The organism is Pseudoalteromonas sp. Scap06 (genome assembly GCF_013394165.1).
In the GTDB taxonomy this organism is placed as follows: domain Bacteria; phylum Pseudomonadota; class Gammaproteobacteria; order Enterobacterales; family Alteromonadaceae; genus Pseudoalteromonas.
In genome coordinates, this window is sequence record NZ_CP041331.1 from 449,245 (window position 1) to 461,553 (window position 12,309).

Consider the following 12,309-nt stretch of genomic DNA (forward strand, 5'->3'; position numbering starts at 1 on the left):
CCCCTGTTATAATTATATTTTTATTAACCTTAATCTAAGTAAGGCACTTTCACAATTGAGCAAATACTCTAATCTAGAGATAATCCCACATTTATCGGTAATATACAATTAACATGCACTACTTTGCAGCATAAATACGTGAATGTGTTCAAAACATAGCCCACTACTTTGCATATGGCAATGATGTCCACCAGGCACTTCTAATACTCTCAAGTTATTGTAATAATTACTATACTTATCTAAGTTTTGTTTTACAAATGGATAACCTTGATCACCTAAAATTAATTGACATGGTGCAATTAATTCTTTTATTGCACCAATACATTGCGCTTCATCAAATCGAAAACCTGAGTGATTTTTAAGCTTAGGATCAGTCGTTAACTCAAACCCACTGTGCATTTGTTTTATATTTCTGTCCATCAGCAAAGCGATTAATTTATCATTTAAATCAGTTGTTTTTGCACGCGCTTGATAAATTTGCTCTTTTGAAGTGTATATCCTTGATTTTTTAATCGTTAACCGTGCCCGGTTAAGTATGGCATTTCTTAGCTGTGAAGCGACTTCATTTGCTTGTGTGGTAACGCAGCCTATTCCTTCAATAAAAGAAACGGATTTAACATACTCGTTAAAACAACTCGCAAATAAACCCGCGACCATCGCCCCCATCGAATGCCCGACCAAGTGTACCTTTTTTAATTTAAGCGCTGTGATTAAGGCATAAACATCATCCACATAATCAATAAAGTAGTAATGTGCCTGAGGGCTTCGCCAAGATGATAGTCCATGCCCTGCAAAATCAATACAATACCATGTTTGATTTGACGGTACGTCAGTTAGCATAGGTACAAAGCTAGCACTGTTATCTAACCAACCGTGAAGCGCAATAACAACCTCTTCACCGTCTCCAAATTTAAGGCCATGTATATCTAAGTCGTTAGCTTTGACAGAAAATGGTTGCAATGCAAACCTCTACTTTTTATTTGGTTATAGCAATAACATACAAGAGTTAATACACAAATAATAGAACCGAGCTAGAAGAGTACACACTTAAATTGCGAGATTTCATAACATATTCATTTATTTATCTGGTCATCAGTATACAATAATAGTCGCTATTAAAATAAGTACACTTAAAGGGTACACACAATGAAAAAACAGTTCGGCTTATTAGCGCTTTTATGTACAACAACAGGAGCATTTGCTCAAACAGCGCCTAAAAATGTTATTTATATGATTGGTGATGGCATGGGTCCCGCTTTCACAACCGCTTATCGATACTACAAAGATGACCCAACAACAAAAGAAATAGAAACCACCGTTTTTGATACCATATTAAAAGGCATGGCGCACACGTATCCAGATGACCATACCTATGTTACAGACAGCGCAGCAGGTGCAACTGCACTTAGCAGCGGCCATAAAAGTTATAATGGCGCTATTGCCGTCGATACAGCTAAAAAGCCTGTTAAAACCATGCTAGAAATTGCAAAAGAGCAAGGAATGACAACAGCGTTAGTAGCTACCTCACAAATAAACCATGCAACACCAGCAAGTTTTGCCGCACATAATGAATCAAGAAGAAACTACGATGATATTGCCAATGACTACATTGACAATAAAATTGCAGGTAAATTACCGGTAGATTTAATGTTAGGCGGTGGTACTGAGTACTTTATTCGTGATGACAGAAACTTAGTAGACGAATTTAAACAAGCTGGTTATCAATATGGCGATGATATTCAGAACCTTGGTCAAATCACTCAAGTGCCTGCTATAGGTTTATATGCACCTAAAGGCTTACCGTTTGCTCTTGATGAAAACCCAACAAGATTAAAGCAGTTAACTTCTAAAGCGTTTGATTTGCTTGATGGGCAAAATGATAAAGGCTTTTTTGTGATGATTGAAGGCAGCCAAATTGACTGGTGTGGTCACGCAAATGATATTGCCTGTGCAATGGCTGAAATGGATGATTTTGCTAAATCAATCGAAACGGCTAAAGCCTATGTAGATAAGAACCCAGACACTATTTTGGTGATCACGGCAGACCACTCAACAGGTGGTTTAACTATTGGTGCACATGGCCAATATAAATGGGAAACAGATGTCATCAAAGGTGTTAAAGCCACTGCGGGTACATTGACCAATTTGTTAATGGAGTCAGATAACCTTAAAAAGGTATGGCAGGAAAATACGAGCATTGAGTTTACAGCTGAAAACGAAATTAAGCTTAAACAAGCCAAAGCTATGGGTGAGAAAACCCTAAACTTAGCCGTTAAAAGCATCATTAATGATTTAAGCTTTACAGGTTGGACAACGGGCGGTCACACAGCGTCTGATGTACAAGTATTTGCTTATGGCAAAAATAGCGATGACTTTGTTGGCTCTCAAAATAATACCGATATAGCTAAAAAATTGATTGGTTACATAGAACAATAATCTCAGTAATGAAATTAAAAAAGCCCGAATGATTCATTCGGGCTTTTTATTTGCTTATTTTCATTTTATACCAATTCTCTTATTTAAGTGATCTATTTTGAGGATTGGTATTAGCTAAGCGTATATATCAACACCAATTAAATTTTGAACTTCAGCTCTTCGCTCTAAATTAGCAAACTCAGTATAAGTCGAAATCGCTTTACTTACTTGGGCTGAGGGTTGATCGTAAATAGTTTGGCTGTATTGGTTGTCTTTGCTGTTCGCTTTTGTAAACTCTTTTGCAAGTTCAAGCCCTTCAGGGCTGCTTTTGACATAATCGGTATTAGTTTTTTGTGGTTTGGCTTGCTCTAGTACTCGTTCAGGCTGCACCGGAACTACCGAAGTAGAACGCACATTACCAGGTATATCACCAGTGAAAAAACCAGAACTTATAGGTAGCGACACAGCGCTTCTCCAACCAACAACATACCTAAATTATGATTTAAAATCGCTTAATTTGCAAACAACCGGGTTTATCTTATTCTCGGCCCGGTAATTTTTTCCATGTTACCGTGTCACGCACATACTTTGGTTGTGCATCACTGGCTTGTACACCCTTACCTGCAAGGTACTGCGCCTCTACTAGTGCCAACATATAGTGTGCATCCGGTAAGCTTATTTCTGACTGTATGGTTACATTATTAAATGCCGTTAATGAATCAGGATAACTTTTAAACCCCGTCCCTACGCCTGCAGCATCAATGTTTATATCTATCAAGGTTGCATCTAACAATTCAGGTTTGAATACTCGCTCTTCGCCTTTAAGTGTCATCAATCCATCTTTTGCTTGGTACTGAGCAAAATATATTTCTCCCATACGCGCATCAATACTAGAATAAACATCGTTAGCACCAAACTGTTCTAATGCCTGCTGTGCCATGACTGCTAAAGTAGATACCCCGACTAATGGTAAATTAGTTGAATACGCAAGACCTTGTGCAATGGCTACGCTTATGCGCACGCCAGTAAAACTACCTGGGCCTTGGCCAAATCCTATTACGTCTAAATCTTTTAGTTTACAACCGGCTTTTCCTAGTAGCTCATCAATAAGTGGCAGAATTTTTTGGCTATGCTGCTGCGGGCACTCTTCAAAATGATGAAACGTTTTACCCTGATAATGCAAAACAATTGATAATGCTTCTGTAGAAGCATCTAGGGCGAGAATATTACTTTTGATCATTTTTGTACTCAATTAATATGTTTTAAAAATGTATTGGCATCTTCTAAGCTTCGTGTACGGCGCATTGGCGGTAAACTCTTTAAAAATACTTGTCCATATTGGCGTGTAACTAAGCGATTATCGCAAATCACTAACACGCCTTTATCTTTGTTGTCTCTTATTAAGCGACCTACCCCCTGCTTTAATGCAATCACCGCTTGAGGTAATTGAATATGTGCAAACGGGTCTTTACCTTGCATTTGGCAATCCTGCATTTTGGCTTGCAGTAAAGGGTCATCAGGGGCAGCAAATGGCAGCTTGTCTATAATAACACAGCTTAAGGTGCTGCCTCGTACATCAACCCCTTCCCAAAATGACGCGGTGCCCAGCAATACTGCATTACCATGGCGAGTAAATTTTTCTAGTATAATTCGTTTAGACATTTGCCCTTGCATATAAACTGGGTAGTCCATTTGCGTCGTTAAACCCTCAGCCACTAAATGCATCATACGATAACTAGTAAATAACACAAAACAACGCCCCTTAGCCGACTTTATGAGCTCTAAAGTCAGTTTTACAATAGCATGAGGCATATTATCTTCATGAGATTGTGGTAAATAACGGGGTAAGCACAGCAACGCCTGATTGGCATAATCAAACGGACTATCCACCATCATACTTTGCTTTGGCTTTAAGCCAAGGCTTGCATTAAAGTGGCTCAGTTCATTGTCGACCGATAACGTGGCGGAGGTAAATACAAACCCCGCACCAGATTCTTTCATCATCAATGCAAATTTTGCCGATACGTTTAATGGCGTTATATTTATTGTTAAATAGCGCCTCGTGGTTTCGTACCAGTAACTAAACCCAGTTTGAGCGGTATCAAATACACGTTCTAACTGGCCTTTAAAAGCCAAAACTCGTTCAAACGGATGTTCTATTTTATCGCTGCGCTCTAAGCATAACTTTAAAACCTGATACACAAATTCTAAATCACTAATAACGCGATGTAATGCCGAGCAAATAAGCTTATTACTGAGCTTTTCGCGCCAATCGCCACGGCTACCATCTACCCCAAACTGCAACCTTAAATCAGCGACACTGGTTTCGAGTTTATTTAAACTTTTACCTAATTGCAGCATATCGGGGATTTCAGCGCGATAAATAGCGCGCAAATCGTTAATTAAATCCACCAGCTTTTTGGTGCTCATTGTTTCGCCAAAATAGTCGCTGGCAATTTCGCTTAATTGGTGAGCTTCATCAAATATGTAGGCATCCGCATTAGGCATAAGCTCTGCAAAACCTGATTCCTTTACCGCCATATCGGCAAAAAACAAATGGTGATTTATTACTACAACATCGGCATCAGCCGCTTTTAAACGCGCTTTGCGAATATAGCATTCTTGAAAGTCAGGGCACTCTTTGCCTAAGCAATTATCAGCGGTTGAGCTTACATAAGGTAGCACTTTGGCGTCTTCTTCAATACCAATGCAATCGGCAAGATCACCGCTGTGGGTCTCACTGGCAAACTTTGCAACCATAGCAAGCTGATGCATAACATCAGGGTCGTCTGTTGGTACGTGTGCCACATGCTGAGTTAGTCGATACGTACACAAATAATTGGCACGCCCTTTTAACAAGGCCGTTTTCTTAGCAGCACCTAAGGCTTTTACTAATACCGGTAAATCACGATGATAAAGCTGCTCTTGCAGTGCTTTAGAACCCGTTGAGATGATGGTTTTACCTTTAGATTTAAGAGCGGGAGCTAAATAGGCAAAGGTTTTACCTGTGCCAGTGCCTGCCTCAACAACAAGTTGAGATCGGGTTTTTAATGCATCATCAACAGCCACCGCCATATCGATTTGAGGCTGGCGTGGTGTATATCCATCTATTGATAAAGCCAAAGGCCCGGTCGCACTAAACAGCTGTTTGATAATACCAATCACTTTGTAAAAAATAATAGCGGGATTCTACGTAAGCGAAACATCAAGGGCAAGTAATTAAGTTATATAATAAGGGGGGCACTGTCCCCCTATTAATTATTATTGTGCCGTAATAGATAAGGTAACTCCGCTTGCAGAACTATAGCCCTTTAAATCTATAAACCAAGTACCTGCTTGTGGGTTATCAATATTACAAGTTTCTAAATTACCATTTTTAAATGGCCTACATTGATAAACAGATTCTGTAGATGGGCTTGCAAAATTTACATATAAATCAGCATCTCCATTGCCGCCGCTAATGTTAACTGTGAATGACGAATAGCCAGCATCAAGATTTTGTGTGTATCGGCTCCAATTGTTTGCTGCTACCGAAATATTATTTTCTACACGATTGATAGGTTCTGCTGTGTTACCTTCGTTATAGCTACCGGTTAAAGAAACATTCGTAATCGCATTCCATGCTTGAACCATGACATAATAAACGCCCGCTTGGGCATTACCTATTTCACAACTCTCATTACTTGAAGAGGTTGTACTTTTACAATCAAAGCTTGTTAAGGTAGGTGCTGAATTAAATTTTACGTATAAATCGGCATCACCAGAACCACCGGATGTAATGAAGTTTAAGTTAGTCGCGTTGTCAGGTACGTTTAATGTGAATACACGTTCCGCTTTTGCACTTTCTGTTATACCGGCAACCGTAACACCGTTTTGTAATTCGTCGCCAATTGGGGGGATCACATCGCCTGCATTTTTTGCCATTTCCGATATGAAACTAACAGCTAATTTTGCAAACTTACTAGCATGATCAGCGTCAAAATTAGTGTCATTAATGGTGTGAATTAATCGATTTATATCAGCCATTTTCGACTCAAATGGCATAGATGCTGTAAACCCTTGTTGATACCAAGATGCGTGATCAGAACATCCATATCCACATTGGTCAAAACCGTAACTAACAGAAGGCAAATAAGTATCGATTAGCTGACCTAGAAACTGGTTTTGAGCATTTGTTGTGTAATCTGTCATCATCACAATATCTTCATTGCTACCGTTATTACCAGTCATATCAAACTGCACCATACCAACAACATTTTTTCCTTGTGATTTGTATGCTGAGGCAATCGCTTTTGACCCCCTCAAGCCAACTTCTTCAGCTGCAAAGCCCATTATTTGAATTGTTCTTTGCGGCTTGTAGTCATTATCAACAATTGCTCTTAGTACTTCTGATAATACAGCGATACCTGATGCATTATCATCGGCACCAGGAGAACGTCCATTTGTAGGGTTTGATTGGTTAATTGAATCTAAATGTCCACCTATGATAACAATTTCATCAGCTTTTTCTTCCCCAGGTATTGTGACTATAATCGACGACTGCGCCCAACTATGAGTAAAATATTCAACGCTGATATCGCTACGACTTGCCGCTAACTGTTGCCAATAATCTTTTAACCATTGAGATGCATCTATCCCAGTTTGAGTTGTATAGTAGCGATTGTAAAAGCTACTCATTGAATTAACAGTATTTGTTAAATTATTAGGGCTAATACGATTAATTAGTTGCTGTGTTGTTTGCGCATTATCAATATTATAATCAAAAGCTAAGGTGTTTTGGTTTTGCACAGCTGCCAACTGTTCAGTATATTGTTTTGCTTCATCTAGTGATTCATGCGCTACAAAACCACCACACCGATGGTAATTATCATGCATAAACTCACTCAGCTGTGCTACATCCGAGGTCTTAACCTTTAAAAAATTAACGGTATCTAGCTCAGTTGCATGAATAGTTAATGATTGATGTGATTTACTTACTGTTTTTTTAGTCTGCTGATAATGCTTTGCTGCAATAGGATCTATTGTCACCCATATATTTTCGTTGTCTTGTGCATACAGTGGTTGAACAATTAAGGCGCTAGCGCTAACTAACGCAATATTTAATAAACGTTTCATAAATTGATTCCTTTTAAATCAAGCTATATTCATAGAAAGTGATATGACTAAGATAAAAAAGGGAGCGGACGCTCCCCTAGGAATTGATTTAGTTAGCTTGAATAGTAAGCGTTACACCACTTGCATTGCGGTATCCTTGTAAATCAATGTGCCAAGTCCCTGCTTGTGGATTATCGATAGTACAACTTTCGTTATTGCCATTTTTATATGGGCGACAAACATAAGTATTTGTATCTGATGCTGCTCCAAAGTTTACATATAAATCCGCATCGCCACTGCCACCCGCAATTGAAACATTAAGTGAGCTATAACCTGAACCTAAACTTTGCGTAAATCGAGTCCAGCCTCCAGAGCTTACAGCTACATTTTCTTCAGTTCGATTTATAGGCGTTGTACCCCCAGTATCGCCATCATAACTGCCAAGTAATGTGACTCCTGAGATTTGATTCCATGCCTCAACCATTACATAATAAGTACCGGTTTGAACATTACCGATAGCGCAACTTTCATTACTTGTTGACGTTGTGCTATTACAGTCAAAGCTATTTAGCGTTGGCTTAGACCCAAATTTTACATACAAATCAGCATCGCCTGTTCCACCTGATGTGGTAAATGATAAGTTACCTGCATCTTGTGGCACATCAAGCGTAAAGAATATTTGTTGTTTGGCTGCACCGCTGATCCCCGTACGTGGGATGTCATTTGTAAGCGCTTCTATTTCGGAACCTGAATCACACGAACTACCAGCACTCAAACTAGAGTTTACACCAACAGCACTTAACGCCGCTTTTACGTCCTGTGTGTCGTAGTTTAGATCACAGGCTGCGTCCATAACACCATTACCGGCTATATCCCAGTTAGTACTGGCAGTCCAATACAGTTGATTAGCACGCGCCATCACTTCAAATGCTTTTTTTGTATTCCATCCAGCAGTCGTGGCTAGGTTATAAAACGCTTTGTTGTAAACACCTGAACTGTAATGTACATCCATACCACTAGTATAATCGCTTTGTTTATCAATCGAGCGCCCATCTTGTGTTGGATTATTCATGTATCGCAAAGCACCATTACCTTTGAATATGTCTTGACCTACAAGCCAATCATTACTTCCTCTCATGTAATACTCTGCAGCCTCACCTGCCATATCAGAAAAAGCTTCATTCAGCCCGCCTGATTTGCTGTTATAGATCAGACCTGAATTTTGCTCGGTAAACCCATGGCTTACTTCATGGGCTGATACATCTAAGCTTACAAGTGGATAAAATGTATTTTGACCATCTCCAAAAGTCATTGCACTGCCATCCCAAAATGCATTTTCATAATTGTTGCTATAATGCACTCTCATTTTTAATTGAAAAGATAATGGTGGCGTACCAATCCAATCGTTATACATGTTATAAATTACGTTGCCGAAATAATGTGCATCATTTAAAGGTGAGTAAGCACCATTAATTTCTTTAAAGGTATTCTCAGGACAGGTAAATGAATAAGCACTTGTTCCGCTCGTCCCACCATTTAAATTAATAGTTCTAACGTTACTATTTTCCATCACGCAATTACTGCCCGATTGAGTTACATTCAAACTATCAAAATCAGTGCCATAAACATATTTGCCCGTCTTCAAGTTTCCACCTGGGCCAGTCGCATCAGCATGTTGGAGGTTATCGATGCTAAATAGAATATCTCCATTGTTTGCATCAATAATTTGATAAGGTCTCGCAGGGTTTCGACCATAAGTTACATAAGACACCTCATAAACTAAATGAGCAGTACCTTGTTCGTCTAGCCAAATTGCTAGTTGAGATTTTTCATTATACTTTTTCAAATCAGCGGTTTTTATTGCTATATCTGATTGTTGCAACCCTTTTGTAATTGCTTTATTTTTACTTAACTTAGGAGTAACGCTATTAATATCTGTAGCAAGCTCATAAACAGCAGCGCCGTGAGAGTGTTTTAGCTGGCCATTATTGAATGTTAGGCTAACGGTATCTCCTATAACGGGTAAATCGTTAAAGAACTGTTGATATCGTTTGGTTATATCTCCGTTTTTACTTTTAATTTCTTTTACTACGACTAATTTATTCCCTGACTCCAAGCCAATTTTTGCAGCTAGGTTAGTATCATTAAGTGATACAACACTACTTTGCGCTTTATTGATGTTATTTGACTGCTCACTAAGGTATTTTTTATTCGCAGCTACCGCTGCTGGTGCTTGTACTAGTGTAAAAGCTGCAAGGGTTGCTATTGTGATTTTTGATAAATTCACGGTTACGCTCCATTTTGTTTTGTTAATAGTATATTTATACTAACCGGCACTACCTGTTCCCGATTCAGGATCAGCGTAGGTCACAAAACAACCAAATGGAAATTAAACAAAAAATTTACAATTAAAGTATGAGCCAACAAAAATAAAGTATTAAAAATCAATGCAGAATGATTTTTAATTTCGTTTTAATGAATTTTAAATATTCAATTTGTAAATTTAAAGTTACAAAATCGAGATTGTAATTTGTAAAAAAGAAAGGCATGTAATAAGAATTACGAAAAAGTGGAGGGCATATTCAATTGTTATGCCCATGTATCGAGGTGTTTATCGTTACCATCTGTATTTTTATTATGTTCATCAGCATTTGTTGTCGATATTTTTTTTTGCTTTTCTATCTCTTTCTTTTTACGCTCTTCAAGTTCAACTTGTTTTGCTCTAGCGCTTTGTTGCACCCCTGCAATATGAAAAGCACCTTTAGATTCAAGCGCTAAACGGGTAATTTGCCCTAAATAGGGGATCATTATATCCATGTGTACCTCCAGCAGGTTAGGCGTAATTTTATAAATATAAAACTGTTGATAAATAACGCAATACTGTTAATGTTATCGGCAGCTGTAAAATATTCATTAAATTTTCTTGCCGTCATATCAATTAATACATTATTCAATATTGCTAAAATTAAGCTTTAAATGCGGGTAATAAAGCTCACAATTTTGATTAATAAATGCTGTTGGCATTACAGCATATTGACCGTGATCTTTTAAATATTCCATGTGCTTTTTACCATCTGTAGTAAATTGATGAAATAAAGAATGATTAACCCCATCAAAATCTAGCGGTTTTATTTTAACTAAGTCGCATAGTTCCTTATTAAAAGCAGGGGTCGATTTAACCCATTCACCTTCAATAAACTGCTCCACGTAAGCATGCATTGTAAACACTTCATTCTTTAGTAACTCATCTAATTTAGGAGTGCTCAAATGGTTACGAACATCAGCTAAACCTAACCGTGCAGGAATATCACAAGCTCGGCTTAATGCTATTTGTAATGATGCCTTTGGAATACAATATGCTGCTTTATTATTTAAGCAATAATCACTACTTAGTGACTTTGCCCCATCTAAAAGTGTAAAAGGATCATATTTAATTCCGTCTCTTACAAGGTAATATATTGAAACGGCCTTAGTGCGTTCGTCATTACCTTTTACCTTTTTTAGCCAGCTATTAATTTCATTATGCTTGTGATTGAAAAAAGCATCATTTTGTAAGTACTGCTTCAAACCTGTCCCCTTAACGAATGTATTTATTGTAATTACAGATAGTTTGACTATATTTTTTAATAGTAAAAAAGCATTTTAAAACAATAATTTTAAAACTATATAAGTCTTTAAAGTATCTTTTAATGTTACTTATACAAAAATTAAAATACTATGTCTGCACAGGCATTTTAAATAGTCCAATTGGGCCATAAGAATTATGAAAAATATAGCAATTATTGCCTATGAGGGCTGCTGGGCTGTTAGCGTATTTTTAGCTAAAGATTTTTTTACTATTGTTTCTTTACTCGACACACATTACTCATTACCTCAAAGTTATAACGTAGAAATAATAACGACCGACGGTGCACCTATAACAAGCTCGAGTAATTCACTGGTTATTGCCGATAAGTCACTTACTGATAAGCAGTATGACTTAGTTATTATACCGCCGATAGAAGGTTCTAAATTAAAAAATATGCCACGGGGCACTGAGTTAATTATTGAATGGTTAAAACCTAAAATAAGTAGTAATACGTCTATTCTTTGTTTAAGTAATGGCTCTTATTTTTTAGCGGCAACAGGTAAATTAAATAAAACGGTGATTGCTACGCATTGGAGCTTAGTCAAGCCGCTAAGTGGATTATTTCCTGATTGCCAATTTATTAGTCATAAATCGTATTTAAGAAAGGGAAATATATATACAACGGGCTCTTTTGAAGCCGGTATTAGCGTACTTTTAAGCCTTGTTGCTCGAGACAAAGGCGATCGTTTTTCTCAGCAGTGCGCTACTCATTTACTTATTTCTGACTCTGGTAAGTTAAACCTTATTTTGCCTCAATTTAATAACCACAGAGACGAAAAAATTAACGAAGTACAAGATTGGATTCATAATTACCCAAGCGGTGTAATCACTATCAATAAATTAGCAAAACAATTTAACTTTAGTGAACGCAATTTAAAAAGGCGATTCTCACAAGCAACAGGTATATCAATCAACAAATATGTACAAGAAGTACGCATAGATAGGGCCAAAAAACAGTTATTAGCAACAGATAAGACCGTGAACGAAATATCAATAGACGTAGGATATGAAAACAGTAGTTTTTTTTCTCGCTTATTTAAAAAAAGCACAGGGTTAACACCTGCAAAGTGGCGTAAAAATGATTAATTAACTTTACTTAAATGATGATTTAAGCCCAAGAGTTCAATTCCATCATCATTTTGGTTACTGTTTTATTTGTGATTTAATTTGCT

General features: G+C 37.6%; 10 protein-coding genes. 2 read left to right on the plus strand and 8 right to left on the minus strand.

Translation table 11 applies throughout. The features are described 5' to 3' along the window. Positions 1-108: 108 nt before the first annotated feature. Positions 109-960, minus strand: a complete 852-nt coding sequence (locus FLM47_RS17455) for an alpha/beta hydrolase (RefSeq protein ID WP_178957122.1) — start codon at positions 958-960, stop codon at positions 109-111. A gap of 186 nt (positions 961-1,146) precedes the next feature. Here FLM47_RS17455 and FLM47_RS17460 point away from each other — a divergent pair, with 186 nt between their 5' ends. Further along, positions 1,147-2,436, plus strand: a complete 1,290-nt coding sequence (locus FLM47_RS17460) for an alkaline phosphatase (RefSeq protein WP_138606516.1) — start codon at positions 1,147-1,149, stop codon at positions 2,434-2,436. A gap of 114 nt (positions 2,437-2,550) precedes the next feature. On the opposite strand, the gene FLM47_RS17465 is transcribed toward FLM47_RS17460, so the two are convergent. From FLM47_RS17465 to FLM47_RS17495, 7 genes are all read right to left on the minus strand, one after another. Then, a complete protein-coding gene (locus FLM47_RS17465) occupies positions 2,551-2,880 on the minus strand; it encodes a hypothetical protein (protein ID WP_138606518.1) in 330 nt (109 codons plus the stop codon). 73 nt (positions 2,881-2,953) lie between these two features. Then, positions 2,954-3,655, minus strand: coding sequence for a tRNA (adenosine(37)-N6)-threonylcarbamoyltransferase complex dimerization subunit type 1 TsaB (tsaB, locus tag FLM47_RS17470; protein ID WP_138606520.1), 702 nt, complete (start codon positions 3,653-3,655; stop codon positions 2,954-2,956). An 8-nt stretch (positions 3,656-3,663) separates the two neighbouring features. Beyond that, positions 3,664-5,580 carry an ATP-dependent DNA helicase gene (locus FLM47_RS17475; protein WP_178957123.1) on the minus strand — a complete coding sequence of 639 codons (1,917 nt, stop codon included), beginning with the start codon at positions 5,578-5,580 and terminating at the stop codon, positions 3,664-3,666. 96 nt (positions 5,581-5,676) lie between these two features. Further along, positions 5,677-7,530, minus strand: a complete 1,854-nt coding sequence (locus tag FLM47_RS17480; protein ID WP_178957124.1) for a M28 family metallopeptidase — start codon at positions 7,528-7,530, stop codon at positions 5,677-5,679. A gap of 88 nt (positions 7,531-7,618) precedes the next feature. Continuing rightward, positions 7,619-9,796 (minus strand): M4 family metallopeptidase, encoded by a 2,178-nt coding sequence (locus FLM47_RS17485; RefSeq protein ID WP_178957125.1) that lies wholly within the window; start codon positions 9,794-9,796, stop codon positions 7,619-7,621. A gap of 302 nt (positions 9,797-10,098) precedes the next feature. Next, positions 10,099-10,326: a hypothetical protein gene (locus FLM47_RS17490; RefSeq protein WP_178957126.1), complete on the minus strand. Its 228-nt coding sequence runs from the start codon at positions 10,324-10,326 to the stop codon at positions 10,099-10,101. A 129-nt stretch (positions 10,327-10,455) separates the two neighbouring features. Beyond that, complete coding sequence (locus tag FLM47_RS17495) at positions 10,456-11,076, minus strand: transglutaminase-like domain-containing protein (RefSeq protein WP_178957127.1); 621 nt, start codon at positions 11,074-11,076, stop codon at positions 10,456-10,458. Positions 11,077-11,272: 196 nt separating this feature from the next. Here FLM47_RS17495 and FLM47_RS17500 point away from each other — a divergent pair, with 196 nt between their 5' ends. Further along, a complete protein-coding gene (locus FLM47_RS17500; RefSeq protein WP_178957128.1) occupies positions 11,273-12,223 on the plus strand; it encodes a GlxA family transcriptional regulator in 951 nt (316 codons plus the stop codon). The last annotated feature ends 86 nt before the right edge of the window (positions 12,224-12,309 follow it).